Annotated in this window: 16 protein-coding genes; all 16 read left to right on the top strand. The window is 74.3% G+C overall.

Annotated elements, in window-relative coordinates; all coding sequences use genetic code 11:
• Positions 1 to 27: 27 nt before the first annotated feature.
• The 16 genes from ELX43_RS09260 to gap all read left to right on the top strand — a co-directional run bounded on the left by ELX43_RS09260 (position 28) and on the right by gap (position 16,697).
• Positions 28 to 2,025 carry a primosomal protein N' gene (locus tag ELX43_RS09260; protein ID WP_127783132.1) on the top strand — a complete coding sequence of 666 codons (1,998 nt, stop codon included), beginning with the start codon at positions 28 to 30 and terminating at the stop codon, positions 2,023 to 2,025.
• 60 nt (positions 2,026 to 2,085) lie between these two features.
• Positions 2,086 to 2,634: a peptide deformylase gene (gene def, locus ELX43_RS09255; RefSeq protein WP_127783131.1), complete on the top strand. Its 549-nt coding sequence runs from the start codon at positions 2,086 to 2,088 to the stop codon at positions 2,632 to 2,634.
• A 1-nt stretch (position 2,635) separates the two neighbouring features.
• Positions 2,636 to 3,631 carry a methionyl-tRNA formyltransferase gene (gene fmt / locus ELX43_RS09250; protein ID WP_127783130.1) on the top strand — a complete coding sequence of 332 codons (996 nt, stop codon included), beginning with the start codon at positions 2,636 to 2,638 and terminating at the stop codon, positions 3,629 to 3,631.
• The gene (locus ELX43_RS09245) at positions 3,628 to 5,040 is read left to right on the top strand and encodes a transcription antitermination factor NusB (RefSeq protein WP_127783129.1); all 1,413 of its coding nucleotides are present in this window, start codon (positions 3,628 to 3,630) and stop codon (positions 5,038 to 5,040) included. The genes fmt and ELX43_RS09245 overlap by 4 nt, the downstream gene beginning before the upstream one ends.
• Before the next feature lie 141 nt (positions 5,041 to 5,181).
• Entirely contained in the window at positions 5,182 to 5,859 is a 678-nt protein-coding gene (gene rpe / locus ELX43_RS09240; protein ID WP_127783128.1) for a ribulose-phosphate 3-epimerase, read from the top strand.
• A gap of 99 nt (positions 5,860 to 5,958) precedes the next feature.
• Positions 5,959 to 6,978: a bifunctional diaminohydroxyphosphoribosylaminopyrimidine deaminase/5-amino-6-(5-phosphoribosylamino)uracil reductase RibD gene (gene ribD / locus ELX43_RS09235; protein ID WP_127784787.1), complete on the top strand. Its 1,020-nt coding sequence runs from the start codon at positions 5,959 to 5,961 to the stop codon at positions 6,976 to 6,978.
• Between the two features lies 1 nt (position 6,979).
• Complete coding sequence (locus tag ELX43_RS09230) at positions 6,980 to 7,627, top strand: riboflavin synthase (RefSeq protein WP_127783127.1); 648 nt, start codon at positions 6,980 to 6,982, stop codon at positions 7,625 to 7,627.
• On the top strand, positions 7,624 to 8,919 hold the full coding sequence (locus ELX43_RS09225; RefSeq protein WP_127783126.1) for a bifunctional 3,4-dihydroxy-2-butanone-4-phosphate synthase/GTP cyclohydrolase II: 1,296 nt from the start codon (positions 7,624 to 7,626) through the stop codon (positions 8,917 to 8,919). The genes ELX43_RS09230 and ELX43_RS09225 overlap by 4 nt, the downstream gene beginning before the upstream one ends.
• Positions 8,916 to 9,419, top strand: coding sequence for a 6,7-dimethyl-8-ribityllumazine synthase (ribH, locus tag ELX43_RS09220; protein ID WP_127783125.1), 504 nt, complete (start codon positions 8,916 to 8,918; stop codon positions 9,417 to 9,419). Before ELX43_RS09225 ends, ribH begins: the two co-directional genes overlap by 4 nt.
• 5 nt (positions 9,420 to 9,424) lie before the next feature.
• Positions 9,425 to 9,931: a PH domain-containing protein gene (locus ELX43_RS09215; protein ID WP_127783124.1), complete on the top strand. Its 507-nt coding sequence runs from the start codon at positions 9,425 to 9,427 to the stop codon at positions 9,929 to 9,931.
• Complete coding sequence (locus tag ELX43_RS09210) at positions 9,928 to 10,392, top strand: Rieske (2Fe-2S) protein (protein WP_127783123.1); 465 nt, start codon at positions 9,928 to 9,930, stop codon at positions 10,390 to 10,392. Before ELX43_RS09215 ends, ELX43_RS09210 begins: the two co-directional genes overlap by 4 nt.
• A gap of 9 nt (positions 10,393 to 10,401) precedes the next feature.
• Entirely contained in the window at positions 10,402 to 12,504 is a 2,103-nt protein-coding gene (gene uvrC, locus ELX43_RS09205; protein WP_127783122.1) for an excinuclease ABC subunit UvrC, read from the top strand.
• Positions 12,505 to 12,575: 71 nt separating this feature from the next.
• A complete protein-coding gene (gene rapZ / locus ELX43_RS09200) occupies positions 12,576 to 13,427 on the top strand; it encodes an RNase adapter RapZ (protein WP_241249893.1) in 852 nt (283 codons plus the stop codon).
• The gene (yvcK, locus tag ELX43_RS09195) at positions 13,424 to 14,497 is read left to right on the top strand and encodes a uridine diphosphate-N-acetylglucosamine-binding protein YvcK (protein WP_127783120.1); all 1,074 of its coding nucleotides are present in this window, start codon (positions 13,424 to 13,426) and stop codon (positions 14,495 to 14,497) included. The genes rapZ and yvcK overlap by 4 nt, the downstream gene beginning before the upstream one ends.
• Positions 14,488 to 15,471 (top strand): DNA-binding protein WhiA, encoded by a 984-nt coding sequence (whiA, locus tag ELX43_RS09190; protein WP_127783119.1) that lies wholly within the window; start codon positions 14,488 to 14,490, stop codon positions 15,469 to 15,471. The genes yvcK and whiA overlap by 10 nt, the downstream gene beginning before the upstream one ends.
• A 209-nt stretch (positions 15,472 to 15,680) precedes the next feature.
• The gene (gene gap / locus ELX43_RS09185; RefSeq protein ID WP_127783118.1) at positions 15,681 to 16,697 is read left to right on the top strand and encodes a type I glyceraldehyde-3-phosphate dehydrogenase; all 1,017 of its coding nucleotides are present in this window, start codon (positions 15,681 to 15,683) and stop codon (positions 16,695 to 16,697) included.
• Position 16,698 lies beyond the last annotated feature (1 nt).

Genomic DNA, 16,698 nt, shown 5'->3' with positions numbered 1-16,698 from the left:
GCTGCCCCGCCGGGTGCACTGTCGGACATGGTGGGTAGACCTGTGCGGGTGAAGAGCGAGCACACGGCCGCCCCCGAGCTGCCCGTCGCCCGCGTGGCGCTGATGGTGCCGCTGGCTCACCTCGACCGTGACTTCGACTACCTCGTCGACGCAGCCCAGTCCGACGACGCCCAGCCCGGGGTGCGCGTGCGCGTCCGCTTCGCCGGCCGCCTGGTGGACGGCTTCGTCCTGGAGCGCGCCGCGTCGTCGGCGCACACCGGCAAGCTGGGCTGGCTGGAGAAGGTGGTCTCCCCGGAGCAGGTGCTCACCCCCGAGATCGCCGCGCTGGCCCGCACCGTGGCCGGCCGCTACGCCGGCACCCGCTCCGACGTGCTGCGCCTGGCCGTCCCGGCCCGCCACGCCCGGGTGGAGACCGACGCCGCCCCGCCCGTGCAGGGCTGCCCTCCGGCGCCGCCGGAGGCGCCCGCGTGGGCCGCCTACACCCACGGCGAGCGCTACCTGGTGGCGCTGGGCCAGGAGCGCTCCCCGCGTGCGGTGTGGCAGGCGCTGCCCGGCGAGGACTGGCCCGCCCGCATCGCCGAGGCGGTGGCCTGGACGGTGAGCGCCGGCCGCACGGCGCTGGTGATCGTGCCCGACCAGGGCGACGTGGACCGGGTGCACGCCGCGTGCGTGGGCGCCCTGGACGCCGACACCGTGGTGGAGCTGACCGCCGCGCTGGGGCCGTCGGCGCGCTACCGGCGCTGGCTCGCCGCCCTGCGGGGCACCGCACGGGTGGTGGTGGGCACCCGCGCGGCGGTGTTCGCCCCGCTGCGCAACCTCGGGCTGGTGGTGGTGTGGGACGACGGCGACGACACCCACGCCGAGCTGCGCGCGCCGTACCCGCACGCCCGCGAGGTGGCGCTGCTGCGGGCCCACGCCGACCACGCCGGGGTGCTGCTGGGTGGCTTCTCCCGCACCGCCGAGGGACAGCTGCTGGTGGAGACCGGCTGGGCGCACGACCTGCTCGCCCCCCGCGAGGTGCTCCGCGAGCGCAGCCCCCGCATCACCGCCGTGGCCGACACCGACGTCCAGCTCGAGCGCGACCCCGGCGCCCGCGCCTCCCGGCTGCCCGCGGTGGCCTTCGCCGCCGCCCGCGCCGCCCTGGCCGCCGACGCCCCGGTGCTGGTGCAGGTGCCCCGCCGCGGCTACGTGCCCTCGCTGGGCTGTGCCCGCTGCCGCGAGCCCGCCCGGTGCCGGCGCTGCGCAGGACCGCTGTCGCTGCCGGCCGCCGCCGGCCCGGACGGCGCGGCCACCCCGGTGTGCCGCTGGTGCGGGGTGGCTGACGCCGCGTTCCGCTGCGCGGCCTGCGGGTCGCGGGCGCTGCGGGCGCGGGTGGTGGGCGCCGGGCGCACCGCCGAGGAGCTCGGTCGGGCGTTCCCCGGGGTGCCGGTGCGCACCTCCGGCGGGTCGTCGGTGCTCACCGAGGTGCCCCGTGGCCCCGCGGTCGTGGTGGCCACGCCGGGCGCGGAGCCGGTGGTGCCGGGTGGCTACGGCGCCGCCCTGCTGCTGGACGGCTGGGCGCTGCTGGGCCGGGCCGACCTGCGCGCCGCGGAGGAGACCCTGCGCCGCTGGATGGCCGCCGCCGCCCTGGTGCGCCCGATCGGCCAGGGCGGGCAGGTGGTGGTGGGCGCGGAGTCGGAGCTGCCCACCGTGCAGGCCCTGGTCCGCTGGGACCCGGTGGGCCACGCCGCCACCGAGCTGCACTCCCGCGCGGAGGTGGGCTTCCCACCGGCGGTGCACCTGGCCGCGGTGGAGGGGCCCCCGAAGGCGGTGGCCGCCCTGGTGGAGGCGGTGGAGCAGCCCGAGGGAACCCAGCTGCTCGGCCCGGTGGACATCGACGACGGCGGGGAGCGGATGCTGCTGCGGGTGCCCCGCGAGCAGGGCAAGGCGCTGTCCGCGGCGCTGTCGGCGGCGCAGGCCGCACGCAGCGCCCGCAAGGACGCCGAGTCGGTGCGGGTGCAGGTGGACCCGCACCGCATCGGCTGAGCCGGGCAGCCACCGCCCCCTAGAATTGACCTACCAACCCCGTCGCTGAGGAGCTCCTGCGTGTCCGTCGTGCCTGTCCGACTCTTCGGTGACCCGGTGCTGCGCACCCGCGCGGACGAGGTGGTGGACTTCGACGCCGAGCTGCGCGCCCTGGTGCAGGACCTCACCGACACCATGACCGAGCACGGCGGCGCGGGCATCGCCGCTCCGCAGCTGGGCGTGGGGCTGCGCGTGTTCACCTACGACTGTGACGGCTTCGCCGGGCACCTGGTCAACCCCACCTTCGACGTGGTGGGGGAGGAGGAGCAGGACGGCCCCGAGGGTTGCCTGTCCATCCCCGGCCTGCGCTACGACTGCCGCCGTGCCCTGCAGGTGGTGGCCCGCGGGTGGAACATGCACGGCGACCCGGTGGAGATCGAGGGCAGCGGCCTGCTCGCCCGGGCCATCCAGCACGAGGTGGACCACCTCGACGGCGTGCTCTTCCTGGACCGGCTGGACGCCGAGGCCCGCAAGGCCGCCATGCGGGAGATCCGCAGCGCCCCGTGGTTCGGCGAGCAGCAGCCCACCGTCAAGCTCAACCCGCTCGGCCTGCACGGCGGGGTGCGCTGACGTGCGGCTGGTCTTCGCCGGCACCCCCGAGCCCGCCGTGCCCACCCTGCAGCGCCTGCTCGACTCCGCCCGCCACGAGGTGGTCGCGGTGATCACCCGGCCCGACGCCGCCGCCGGCCGCGGCCGCAAGGTGGTGCGCTCGCCGATCGGCCAGCTCGCCGACGCCCACGGTGTCCCGGTCCTCACCCCGACGTCGCCGTCGGACCCGGACTTCCTGGACCAGCTGCGGGCGCTGGAGCCGGACTGCTGCCCGGTGGTCGCCTACGGCGCCCTGCTGCGCCCGGCGGCCCTGGCCATCCCCCGGCACGGCTGGGTGAACCTGCACTTCTCGCTGCTGCCCGCCTGGCGCGGGGCCGCGCCCGTGCAGTCGGCGATCCGTGCGGGTGACGCGGTCACCGGCGCCAGCACCTTCCGCATCGAGGAGGGCCTGGACACCGGCCCGGTGTTCGGCATCGTCACCGAGACCATCCGCCCCAACGACACCGCGGGAGCGCTGCTGGCGCGGCTGGCCGACTCCGGCGCAGCCCTGATGAGTTCCACCATGGACGGGATCGAGGACGGCATCCTGACGGCGGTGGAGCAGCCCACCGACGGGGTGTCCCTGGCGCCCAAGGTGACTGCGGCCGACGCGCGGGTGGACTGGACGCTGCCCGCGCTGGCGGTGGACCGCGTGGTGCGCTCGGTGACCCCGGCGCCCGGCGCGTGGACCACCATGGGCGAGGTCCGGCTGAAGCTCGGTCCGGTGCTCCCGGTGGACGAGCCGGCCCTGCCGCCCGGACAGCTGCAGGTGGGCAAGGACGGTGTGCTCGTGGGAACCGCCACGCAGCCGGTCCGGCTCAGCCAGGTGCAGCCGCCGGGCAAGAAGATGATGAACGCCGGCGACTGGGCCCGCGGCGCCCGCCTGGACGACACCGCCCGCCTCGACAGCCCGCACCACGAGACCACCCAGCCCGAGACCACCCAGCACACCCCCACGGACAGGACCACCGCACGATGACTGAGTCACGCCGCCCGGCCAAGCGCACCGGCGGCAGCCGCCGGCCCAGGCCCGCCGCGGGACCGGTGGACGTCGATCCCGTGCGCGGCGCCGTGCGCGAGGTGCTCACCGCGGTGCGCGAGCGCGACGCCTACGCCAACCTGGTGCTGCCGAAGATGCTGCGCGACCGCAAGATCAGCGGCCGCGACGCCGCGCTGGCCACCGAGCTGGCCTACGGCACCTGCCGCGCGCAGGGGCTGCTGGACGCGGTCCTCGGCGAGTGCGTGGACCGCCCGTTGGAGGAGGTGGACGGCGTGCTGCTGGACATCCTCCGACTGGGCGCCTACCAGCTGCTGCGCACCCGGGTGCCCATGCACGCCGCGGTGTCCACCGCCGTGGACCTGGCCCGCGCCGAGAAGGGCACTGCCCGGGCCGGCTTCGTCAACGCGGTGCTGCGCAAGGTGAGCAAGCAGGACGAGGCGGGCTGGGTGGCGCAGCTGGCGCCGGACGCCGCCGAGGACCCGGTGGGCCGGCTGGCGTTCACCCACGCCCACCCGCGCTGGATCGCCCAGGCCTTCGCCGACTCCCTGGGCGCCGAGGCCGCCGAGCTGCCCGAGGCGCTGGCCGCCGACGACACCCGTCCCACCGTGCACCTGGTGGCGCGTCCGGGGGAGATGAGCGCCGAGGAGCTGGCCGCGGTCACCGGCGGCGAGCCGGGCCGCTACTCGCCCTACGCGGTGTACCTCGACGCCGGTGGCGACCCCGGCGACCTCGAGGCGGTTCGCGAGGGCCTGGCCGGGGTGCAGGACGAGGGCAGCCAGCTGGTGGCCCGTGCGCTCACCCTGGCCCCGCTGGACGGCCCGGACGGCGGGCGCTGGCTGGACCTGTGCGCCGGCCCCGGCGGCAAGGCCGCGCTGTTGGCGTCCATCGCGGCCATCGACGGCGCTCGGGTGGACGCGGTGGAGCCCACCCCGCACCGCGCCGAGCTGGTGCGCAAGACCACCCGCGACCTGCCGGTGGACGTGCACGTGGTGGACGGCCGCGACCCCGGCCTGACGCCCGGCTACGACCGCGTCCTGGTGGACGCCCCCTGCACCGGCCTGGGTGCCCTGCGCCGCCGTCCCGAGGCGCGCTGGCGCCGCCAGTCCAGCGACGTGCCCGAGCTGGCCGCGCTGCAGCGCCAGCTGCTGGCCTCAGCGCTGCGCCTGGTCCGCCCGGGCGGCGTGGTGCTCTACGCCACCTGCTCGCCGCACCTGTCCGAGACCACCTCGGTGGTGGCCGACGCGGTGCGCCGCAGCGGTGCCACCCAGCTGGACGTCCGCGAGCTGCTGCCCGGCGTGGACCGCCTCGGGGACGGCCCGCACGCCCAGCTGTGGCCGCACCGCCAGGGCACCGACGCGATGTTCCTGGCCGCCCTCACCCGCAGCTGAGCCGGGCGGGCCGCCGCGGCCCGAGACACAGGGGCACGGGACACAGGGGCACAGGCGGCACGGGACAGAGGCGCAGGGGCGCACGGGGACAGGCGCACGGGGACACGGGTGACCCCGGCGCGGCGCCTAGACTGCTGCACCGTGGCTGCGCCGATGATCGCCCCGTCCATCCTGTCCGCCGACTTCGCCCGTCTCGCCGAGGAGGCCGCGGCCGTGCACGGGGCCGACTGGCTGCACGTGGACGTGATGGACGCGCACTTCGTGCCCAACCTCACCCTGGGCCTGCCGGTGGTGGAGAGCCTGCTCAAGGCCACCGACATCCCGCTGGACTGTCACCTGATGATCGACGACCCCGGTCGCTGGGCACCCGGGTACGCCGAGGCCGGTGCGCACAACGTCACCATCCACGCCGAGGCCACCGCCGACCCGGTGGCGGTGGCCCGGGACATCCGCGCCGCCGGTGCCAAGGCCGGGCTCAGCGTCAAGCCCGGCACGCCCATCGAGGACTACCTCGAGGTGCTGCGCGAGTTCGACACCCTGCTGGTGATGAGCGTGGAGCCCGGCTTCGGCGGCCAGTCGTTCATGCCCGAGGTGCTCGGCAAGGCCCGCACGGTGCGCAACCTGGTGGACACCGGGCACCTCACCCTGCTGGTGGAGATCGACGGCGGCATCAACGCCGACACCGTGCACGCTGCCGCCGAGGCCGGCGTGGACTGCTTCGTGGCCGGCTCCGCGGTCTACGGCGCCGAGGACCCCGCCGCGGCCGTGGCGGCGCTGCGCACGAGCGCGGCCGGGTCCTCCGCCCACCTGCTGGGCTGAGCGCCGCCGGTGAGCAAGCACGAGGGCCAGCGCGAGGAGCGGGACCAGCGCGAGGAGCAGGACCCGCGCGGCACCCACCCGGTGTCGGTGGACGCCGCCATGGAGCTGGCCGCCGCGCAGGGTGAGCGCGTCCGCGGCACCACCGCCCCCAACCCGCCGGTGGGCTGCGTCATCCTCAACGCCGGCGGCATCGTGGTGGGCGCGGGTGGCACCGCCCCCGCCGGCGGTCCGCACGCGGAAGTACAGGCGCTGCGCCAGGCCGGCGCGGCGGCCAGGGGCGGCACCGCCGTGGTCACCCTGGAGCCGTGCAACCACCACGGCCGCACCCCGCCGTGCACCGCCGCGCTGGTCGAGGCCGGCATCGCCGCCGTGCACTACGCCGTCGCCGACCCCAACCCCGCGGCCGCCGGGGGAGCTGCGCACCTCGCCGGGCACGGCGTCACCGCGGTGCACGCGCCGCACCAGGTGGTCACCCGCGGTGCTCTGCGGGCCTGGCTGCACCGGCAGCGCACCGGACGCCCGCACGTCACCTACAAGCTGGCCGCCACCCTGGACGGGCGCACCGCCGCCGCCGACGGCACCAGCCGCTGGGTGACCGGCGAGCAGGCCCGCGCCCAGGTGCACGCCGAGCGGGCCCACCTGGACGCCATCGTGGTGGGCACCGGCACCGTGCTGGCCGACGACCCGTGGCTCACCGCTCGGCGCCCGGACGGCAGCCTGGCTGCGCACCAGCCGCTGCGGGTGGTGGTCGGTACCCGGGAGCTGCCCCGCGACGCCAAGGTGCTCGACGACAGCGCGGAGACCCTGCTGGTGCGCACCCACGACCCCCGCGAGGTGCTGGCCGCGCTGGACGGGCTCGACGACGTGCTGCTCGAGGGCGGCGCCACCCTGGCCGGGGCGTTCGTCGCCGCGGGGCTGGTCGACCGTGTCGTTGCTTACATCGCGCCCACCCTGCTGGGGTCGGGGGTGGCGGCCCTGGGGGATGCTGGAGTACGCACCATGACCGATGCGTTGCAGATGGTGACCGAAGACGTCCAGCTGCTGGGCAACGACGTGCGAGTGAGTGCGGTCCCACGAGTGAGTGCGGGGCCGATGGGTGGCCGAGGAGAGGCGGACTGACGTGTTCACCGGAATTGTCGAGGAGCTCGGCCACGTGGTGGCCAAGGAGGACCTCGCGGACGCCGCCCGGTTCACCGTGCAGGGACCGGTGGTCACCTCCGACGCCAAGCACGGCGACTCCATCGCGGTCAACGGCGTGTGCCTGACCGTGGTGGACGTGCTCGGCGAGGGCGCCTTCACCGCGGACGTGATGCACGAGACCCTGCAGCGCAGCAGCCTGGGCGGGCTGACCGCCGACAGCGTGGTCAACCTGGAGCGGGCCGCCTCGCTGAGCAGCCGCCTGGGCGGGCACCTGGTGCAGGGCCACGTGGACGGCACCGGCGAGGTGCTGCAGCGCACCCCCTCCGAGCACTGGGAGCTGGTGCGGATCTCCCTGCCGCAGAGCATCGCCCGCTACGTGGTGGAGAAGGGCTCGATCACCGTCGACGGAGTCTCGCTCACCGTGGCCGCGCTGGACGACAGCTCGTTCACCGTCTCGCTCATCCCCACCACGCTGGAGCTGACCACGCTGGGCCGGGCTCAGCCCGGCACTGTGGTCAACCTGGAGGTTGACGTCATCGCCAAGTACGTCGAGCGACTGCACCTGGCCGGCGGTGCCGGTGGCCAGGCGTGGGATCATGCGGTGACACAGACGGAGGCAGGCACGTGAGCAGGTTCGACAGCATCGAGCGCGCCGTCGCGGACATCGCGGCGGGCAAGGCGGTCGTCGTCGTGGACGACGAGGACCGCGAGAACGAGGGCGACCTGATCTTCGCCGCGGAGAAGTCCACCCCCGAGCTGGTGGCCTTCATGGTCGAGCACACCTCGGGCTACGTGTGCGTGCCGCTGCTCGGTGAGGACTGCGACCGCCTCGGGCTGCCGCCGATGTACTCCACCAACCAGGACAAGCACGGCACCGCCTACACGGTCACCGTGGACGCCCGCGAGGGCATCGGCACGGGCATCTCCGCCACCGACCGCTCCACCACCATCCGCACGCTGGCCGACCCGGCGGCGGGAGCCCACTCGCTCACCCGGCCCGGGCACGTGGTGCCGCTGCGGGCCAAGGAGGGCGGCGTGCTGCGCCGCCCCGGGCACACCGAGGCCGCGGTCGACCTGGCCCGGCTGGCGGGGCTGCAGCCCGCGGGTGTCATCTGCGAGGTGGTCAGCAAGCGGGAGCCCGGCGAGATGGCGCGCACCGACGAGCTGCGCGAGTTCGCCGACGCCCACGACCTGGCCCTGATCTCCATCGCCGACCTGATCACCTGGCGCCGACGCAACGAGCAGCAGGTGGAGCGGGTGGCCGAGGCCCGCATCCCCACCGTCTACGGCGACTTCGTGGCGGTGGGCTTTCGCAGCCTCTACGACGGCGTGGAGCACGTGGCCCTGGTCCGGGGCTCCATCGGCGACGGCGAGGACCTGCTGGTGCGGGTGCACTCGGAGTGCCTCACCGGCGACGTGTTCGGCTCGCTGCGCTGCGACTGCGGCACCCAGCTGGACGCCGCGCTCGCCGCGGTGGCCGCGGAGAACCGCGGCGTGGTGCTCTACATGCGTGGCCACGAGGGCCGCGGCATCGGTCTGATGCACAAGCTGCAGGCCTACGAGCTGCAGGACGCCGGCTCCGACACCGTGGACGCGAACCTGCTGCTGGGTCTGCCCGCCGACGCCCGCGACTACGGCATCGGCGCCCAGATCCTGGTGAACCTGGGCGTGCAGTCCATGCGGCTGCTCACCAACAACCCCGCCAAGCGGGTGGGTCTGGACGGCTACGGGCTGCGCATCACCGAGCGGGTGGCCATGCCGGTGCGGGCCAACCCGGAGAACCTGCGCTACCTGCGCACCAAGCGCGATCGGATGGGCCACGACCTGGAGGGCCTGGACGACGTGCCCGACGGCGAGCTCGGCGACACCGTGCCCGCCGGTCTCGACCTGCCGCACGTCCCGGCGAGCGGGCGCTCGTGAGCGGCGAGGGAAACCCGGAGCTGGTCCCGGCCGACGCGGCTGGGCTCACCCTGGCCGTGGTGGCCACCCGCTGGCACGCCGAGATCACCGACCAGCTGGTCGGCTGCGCGCTGCGGGTGGCCGAGCAGGCCGGCGTTCGCAGCCCCACCACCGTCCGCGTGGCCGGTGCGGTGGAGCTGCCCGTCGTCGCCCAGCAGCTGGCCCGCACCCACGACGCGGTGGTGGCGCTCGGGCTGGTGGTGCGGGGCGGCACCCCGCACTTCGAGTACGTCTGCGACGCGGTGACCTCCGGGCTCACCCGGGTGGCCCTGGACGAGGGCACGCCGGTCGGCAACGGCGTCCTCACCACCGAGACCATGGACCAGGCGACCGACCGGGCCGGCTTCCCCGACTCCGCCGAGGACAAGGGCGGACAGGCCACCGCGGCGGCCCTGGACGCCGCGCTCACCCTGCGCCAGCTGCGCACGCAAGCAGAAGCACGCACCAAGACAGAAGCATGAGTGCCATGACCGACACCCCCTCCGCCGACCGCAGCGCCGCCCCTGCCCCCGACGAGCTCGTCGTGCTGGTGGCCCGCCCCCGACGCACCAGCCGGGTGGCCGTGGTGGCCGCCGCGGCCATCGCCATCTTCTGGGTGACCATCGCCCTGCTGCTGCACGGCGACCGGACCGGCGTGTACTTCCGTCCCGCCGACCAGGTGGCCATGGCGGTGTTCGGCCTGCTGATGGCCGGCGCCGTGCTGCTGCTGGCCCGACCCCGGCTGCGCGCGGGCGCCGCGGGCATCGCCGTGCGCAACGTGCTCGGCGAGAAGCTGTACCCGTGGGAGGTGGTGGAGGACGTCAGCTTCCCGCCGGGCTCGTCCTTCGCCCGCATCGAGCTGCCCGACGACGAGTACGCCACCATCCTGGCGCTGCAGTCCACCGACGGGGAGCGTGCGGTGACGGCGATGGACCGGCTGCGCGAGATGTACCGCACCTACGGCGACACCACCCGGAGCCAGCGAGACCGATGAGCGTGCACCACCAGGACACCGACCACCAGAACACCCGCTCGACCCCGCGCACCACCCGCCGCACCGTGCTGTGCGGCCTGGGCCTGGGCCTGCTCGCCCCCGGCGCGCTGGCTGCCTGCTCCGCCGGCAAGGTGGGTGGCGGCACCCCGCCGGTCAGCGCGGAGCCAGGGACGGCGCTGGCCGCCCTGGCCGAGGTCCCCGTGGGCGGCGGCGCGGTGGTCAACGGCCCGGACGGCAAGGTGCTGCTCACCCAGCCCACCGCCGGCACCGTCAAGGCCTACCAGGCCGCGTGCCCGCACGCCGGCAGCATCGTCAGCCCGCCATCGGACGGGGTGGTGGTGTGCCCGGCGCACGGCAGCCGCTTCAGCGCCGCCGACGGCGCGGTGCGGCAGGGCCCGGCCCGCACGCCGCTGGTGCCGGTCGCGGTGACCGTCAGCGGACCTGACGTGGTGCTGGCCTAGCCTTGAGCCGTGCCTGACCCGTCCACCTACCGTCCAGCTCCGGGCACCATCCCGGACCAGCCGGGGGTCTACAAGTTCCGCGACCCACACGGCCGCGTCATCTACGTCGGCAAGGCCAAGAGCCTGCGCAGCCGGCTCAGCTCCTACTTCGCCGACCTGTCCGGCCTGCACCCGCGCACCCGGCAGATGGTCACCACCGCCGCCAGCGTGGAGTGGACCGTGGTCGGCACCGAGGTCGAGGCGCTGCAGCTGGAGTACAACTGGATCAAGGAGTTCGACCCGCGGTTCAACGTCCGCTACCGCGACGACAAGACCTACCCGGTGCTCGCGGTGACGCTGAACGAGAAGTACCCGCGGCTGTTCGTCTACCGCGGCCCCAAGAAGAAGGGGGTGCGCTACTTCGGTCCGTACGCCCACGCCTGGGCCATCCGCGAGACCCTGGACCTGCTGCTGCGGGTGTTCCCGGCTCGCACCTGCTCCACCGGGGTGTTCAACCGCCACAAGCAGATCGACCGGCCCTGTCTGCTGGGCTACATCGACAAGTGCTCCGCCCCGTGCACCGGCGCGGTCAGCGCCGAGGAGCACCGGGAGATCGTGGAGGACTTCTGCGACTTCCTCGCCGGGCGCACCGACAAGCTGGTGCGCCAGCTGGAGAAGCAGATGCAGGCGGCGTCGGACGAGCTCGACTTCGAGCGCGCGGCCCGGCTGCGCGACGACGTGGGGGCGCTGCGGCGGGCCATGGAGAAGCAGGCGGTGGTGCTGGGCGACGGCACGGACGCCGACGTGGTGGCCTTCGCCGGGGACGACCTCGAGGCTGCGGTGCAGGTGTTCCACGTGCGCGGCGGCCGGGTGCGGGGCCAGCGCGGCTGGGTGGTGGAGCTCACCGGCGACCTGGCGGGCGACGACGACTCCGTCGACCACAACCCGGCGGGCGACGGGCTGAGCGCCGCCGCCACCGCGTACCTGGTGGAGCAGTTCCTCACCCAGTTCTACGGCGAGCAGGCCGCGCTGGCCGACGGCACCGCGAGCCCGGCCGAGCAGGTGCCCCGCGAGGTGCTGCTGCCCCAGCTGCCCGAGGACTCCGAGGCGCTGGAGCAGTGGCTCAGCGGGCTGCGCGGCTCCAAGGTGCGCCTGCGGGTGCCGCAGCGCGGGGACAAGCGCGACCTGGCCGCCACGGTGGCGCGCAACGCCCAGGAGGCGTTCGCCCAGCACAAGCTGCGCCGCGCCGGTGACCTCACCTCCCGCTCGGCGGCGCTGCAGGGACTGCAGCGCTCCCTCGGGCTGGACTCCGCGCCGCTGCGCATCGAGTGCGTGGACGTCAGCCACGTGCAGGGCACCGACGTGGTGGCGTCGCTGGTGGTGTTCGAGGACGGCCTGCCCCGCAAGTCCGACTACCGGCACTACGCCATCAAGGAGGCCGCCGGCGGCGGGCACTCCGACGACGTGGCCAGCATCGCCGAGGTCACCCGGCGCCGGTTCCTGCGCCACCACACCAGCACCACCCCGCCGGAGTCGGGGGCCTCGCCCGAGCCGGCGCTGCCCACCGACGCCGCGGCCCCGGCCAGCACCGAGCCCGCAGCTGCCCCGGTGGAGGCGGCCCCGCTGGACTCCAGCACCGGCCGTCCGCGGCGCTTCGCCTACCCGCCCAACCTCTACGTGGTGGACGGCGGTGCGCCCCAGGTGGCGGCCGCGGCCGCGGTGCTCGACGAGCTCGGGGTGCGTGACGTGGCGGTGGTCGGGCTGGCCAAGCGCCTGGAGGAGGTGTGGGTGCCGGGGGAGGAGGACCCGGTGATCCTGCCGCGCAGCAGCGAGGAGCTGTACCTGCTGCAGCGCATCCGCGACGAGGCGCACCGCTTCGCCATCACCTTCCACCGCAGCAAGCGCAGCAAGCGGATGACGGCCTCGGCACTGGACTCGGTGCCGGGTCTGGGGGAAAGTCGTCGCAACGCCCTGGTCTCGCACTTCGGATCCGTTGCGCGCCTGCGCAAGGCCAGCCTCGAGCAGATCGTCGAGGTCCCCGGTGTGGGGGCGACCACGGCGCGTGCGGTTCTCACCGCGCTGCGCGGAGAGGATGATGCACCAGTGACTGCAGAGCAGGGGGACCGCGCGTGAGCACCGAGCCGGAGGTCGCGACCGAGACGGCCAGCCCAGACCCGGGGGGTGCAGAACCCACCGGTGTCGAGGTGGCCATCGTCACCGGCCTGTCCGGGGCGGGGCGCAGCACCGCGGCCAAGGTGCTGGAGGACCTGGGCTGGTTCGTGGTGGACAACCTGCCACCCGAGCTCATCTCCACCGTCGTCGACCTCGGGGCCCAGTCCCGGGCGGGGCTCACCAAGATCGCCGTGGTGATGGACGTGCGCAGCCGTGGGTTCACCACCGACCTGGCCGACGTGATCCGCCAGCTCGACGCCAAGACGCTGCGCCCACGGGTGCTGTTCCTGGAGGCCTCCGACGCGCTGCTCATCCGGCGCTTCGAGCAGGTCCGCCGCAGCCACCCGCTGCAGGGCGACGGCCGCCTGGCCGACGGCATCGCCAAGGAGCGCGAGCTGCTCGCGCCGCTGCGCGCCGAGGCCGACCTGGTCATCGACACCACCTCGCTGTCGGTGCACGACCTGCGCCAGAAGATCGACGACGCCTTCGGCACCGAGGCGACCACGCAGACCAAGGTGATGGTGCTGTCCTTCGGCTACAAGTACGGGCTGCCGATGGACGCCGACCTGGTGGTGGACGTGCGGTTCCTGCCCAACCCGCACTGGCTGCCGGAGCTGCGCAACAACACCGGGCAGGACCCGTCGGTGCGCGACTACGTGCTCGGCCAGGAGGGTGCGGCGGAGTTCCTGGACCGCTACCACGACCTGCTGCGGCTGATGAGCGCCGGCTACCGGCGCGAGGGCAAGCGCTACCTCACCCTCGCCGTGGGCTGCACCGGCGGCAAGCACCGCAGCGTGGCCATCAGCGAGCAGCTGGCCCAGCGGCTCAGCGAGATCGACAACCTGACCGTGCAGGTCGTGCACCGAGACCTGGGACGGGAGTGAGCACCCCCGCGCCGACGGTGGTGGCGCTGGGCGGAGGACACGGTCTGCACGCCACCCTCCGCGCCGCGCGCCACCTGGGCGAGAACGTCACCGCGGTGGTCACCGTGGCCGACGACGGCGGCTCCTCGGGGCGGCTGCGCCGCGAGCTCGGCGCCCTGCCGCCAGGCGACCTGCGGATGGCGCTGGCCGCCCTGGCGGCGGACAGCGAGCACGGCCGGCTGTGGTCGACCGCGGTGCAGCACCGCTTCGGCGGGCACGGCGCGCTCGCCGGGCACCCGGTGGGCAACCTGCTCATCACCGGTCTGGCCGAGGTGCTGGGCGACCCGGTGGCCGCGCTGGACACGGTGGGCTCGCTGCTCGGCCTGCAGGGCCGGGTGCTGCCGATGAGCCGGGTCCCGCTGGAGATCGAGGCCGACGTGGCCGGGCTGCAGGACGACCCCCGCGTCTCCACCGCCATCCGCGGCCAGGTCGCGGTGGCCACCACCGCCGGGCAGGTCCGCCGGGTGCGGCTGCTGCCGCCCAAGCCGACGGCGTGCTCGGAGGCGGTGGCCGCGGTGCTCGCCGCCGACCTGGTGGTGCTCGGCCCCGGGTCCTGGTTCTCCAGCGTGATCCCGCACGTGCTGGTGCCCGAGCTGCTGGCCGCGATGCTGAACACCAGGGCGCTGCGGGTGGCGGTGCTGAACCTCGCCCCCCAGCCCGGGGAGACGGCGGGGTTCAGCACCGAGCGACACCTGCACGTACTCTCGCAGCACGCTCCCGGGCTTCGCCTCGACGCGGTGGTCGTGGACCGCCGCTCGGTGCACCCGGGCAAGGAGACCGAGCAGGTCAGCCGGGTTGCCCAGCGGCTGGGTGCACGGCTGGTGGTCGCGGACGTGGCCAAGGAGGACACCGAGACGCACGACCCGGCGCTGCTCGGCCAGGTGCTGGCCGACATCCTCGCCCAGGGCGGCTCCGCCGAGGCGGAGGCGGCGGGAACCGTCGCCGCAGACCGGGTCACCCCAGGGCCGAGCAGCCCACACCCGGTCACCCCAGACCCCATCGATGGAGAGGACGCGCCAGCGTGGCGATGACCGCAGCGGTAAAGGACGAGCTGAGCAGGTTGGAGACGACCAAGACCTGCTGTCGCCGAGCCGAGGTGGCTTCGCTCCTGCGCTTCTCGGGCGGTCTGCACATCGTGGCCGGGCGGGTCGTGGTGGAGGCCGAGGTGGACGCGGGCTCGGTGGCCCGGCGGCTGCGCAAGGCCATCCACGAGGTGTACGGCTACCCCTCCGACGTGCACGTGCTCAGCCCGGGCGGGCTGCGCAAGGGCACCCGGTACATGGTGCGGGTGGTCAAGGACGGTGAGGCCCTGGCCCGCCAGACCGGGCTGCTCGACCCCCGCGGCCGTCCGGTGCGCGGCCTGCCCGCGCCCGTGGTGGCCGGCGGGCTCTGCGACGCCGAGGCCGCGTGGCGGGGCGCGTTCCTCGCCCACGGCTCGCTCACCGAGCCCGGCCGCTCCTCCGCCATGGAGGTGGGCTGCCCGGGACCTGAGGCGGCCATGGCGCTGGTGGGGGCCGCCCGCCGGCTGGGCATCACCGCCAAGGCGCGTGAGGTCCGCGGTGCCGACCGGGTGGTGGTGCGCGACGGGGAGGCCATCGGTGCGCTGCTCACCAAGATGGGTGCCCAGGACGTGCGGCTGACCTGGGAGGAGCGCCGGATGCGGCGCGAGGTCCGGGCCACCGCCAACCGGCTGGCCAACTTCGACGACGCGAACCTGCGCCGCTCCGCCCGCGCGGCGGTGGCGGCGGCGGCCCGGGTGGACCGCGCGCTGCAGATCCTGGGTGACGACGTGCCCGAGCACCTCGCGGCGGCGGGCACGCTGCGGGTGCAGCACCGGCAGGCCTCGCTGGAGGAGCTGGGGCAGCTGGCCGACCCGCCGATGACCAAGGACGCGGTGGCCGGACGTATTCGCCGGCTGCTGTCCATGGCCGACCGCCGAGCCAGGGAGACCGGTGTTCCTGACACCGAGTCCGTGGTCACCGCAGACATGCTGGACGAGGGTTAGAACCCACGCGCACAGGCCGGTAAGGTAGGCCGCAAGCAGGTCCGCACGGGTGATCGACGCCGTCAGACGGCCATTTTCACCGCTCGTGGGAATGGACTTGCGACCAGCAACGATTCACCGCCGCTGCTCTTGGTGGCACCGAATTTCTCGCGGTACTGAGCTTTGGCAACACCGAGTTTCCAGCGACATCCGATGATGAGGAGTGCACTGTGACGGTCCGGGTAGGCGTGAACGGCTTCGGTCGTATTGGTCGGAACTTCTTCCGGGCGGTGGAGGCGCAGCGCGCGGCCGGCTCCACCGACATCGAGATCGTGGCGGTGAACGACCTGACTCCGCCGGAGAGCCTCGCGCACCTGCTCAAGTACGACTCCATCCTGGGCCGCCTGCCGCAGGAGGTCTCCGTCGACGGTGACTACATCGTCGTGGGCGAGCAGCGCATCAAGGCCCTCGCCATCAAGGAGGGCCCCTCGGCCCTGCCCTGGGGCGAGCTGAACGTCGACGTGGTCATCGAGTCCACCGGCATCTTCACCGACGCCGACAAGGCACGCGGCCACCTCGACGCCGGTGCCAAGAAGGTCATCGTCTCCGCGCCCGCCAAGGGTGAGGACCTGACCGTGGTCATGGGCGTCAACGACGGCGACTACGACGGCAGCCAGGACATCATCTCCAACGCCTCCTGCACCACCAACTGCCTCGGCCCGATGGCCAAGGTCCTGGACGAGGCGTTCGGCATCGAGCGTGGCCTGATGACCACCATCCACGCCTACACCGCCGACCAGAACCTGCAGGACGGCCCGCACAAGGACCCGCGCCGCGCCCGCGCCGCCGCCCTCAACGTGGTGCCCACCTCCACCGGTGCCGCCAAGGCGATCAGCCTGGTGCTGCCCCAGCTGAAGGGCAAGCTCGACGGCTACGCGCTGCGCGTGCCCGTGCCGACCGGCTCCGCCACCGACCTCACCGTCACCGTCTCCAAGCCGGTCACGGTGGAGCAGGTCAACGAGGCGTTCCGCGCGGCCGCCGACGGCGAGCTCAAGGGCATCCTGGTCTACACCGAGGCGCCCATCGTGTCCTCCGACATCGTCACCGACCCGGCGTCGTGCATCTTCGACTCCGGCCTCACCAAGGTGATCGACAACCAGGTCAAGATCGTCGGCTGGTACGACAACGAGTGGGGCTACTCCAACCGCCTGGTTGACCTCACCGGTCTCGTCGGCTCCAAGCTCTGAG

It is taken from the genome of Rhodococcus sp. X156, assembly GCF_004006015.1.
In the GTDB taxonomy this organism is placed as follows: Bacteria; Actinomycetota; Actinomycetes; order Mycobacteriales; family Mycobacteriaceae; genus X156.
Note: the sequence above shows the minus strand (reverse complement) of the source record. Positions and strands in the feature narration are given on the sequence as shown.

Coding starts and splice junctions, on each gene's coding strand:
- ribD (WP_127784787.1), top strand. CDS start 5,959: ATGGAGCTGGCCGCCGCGCAGGGTGAGCGCGTCCGCGGCACCACCGCC.
- ELX43_RS09260 (WP_127783132.1), top strand. CDS start 28: ATGGTGGGTAGACCTGTGCGGGTGAAGAGCGAGCACACGGCCGCCCCC.
- ELX43_RS09245 (WP_127783129.1), top strand. CDS start 3,628: ATGACTGAGTCACGCCGCCCGGCCAAGCGCACCGGCGGCAGCCGCCGG.
- ELX43_RS09215 (WP_127783124.1), top strand. CDS start 9,425: ATGACCGACACCCCCTCCGCCGACCGCAGCGCCGCCCCTGCCCCCGAC.
- ELX43_RS09210 (WP_127783123.1), top strand. CDS start 9,928: ATGAGCGTGCACCACCAGGACACCGACCACCAGAACACCCGCTCGACC.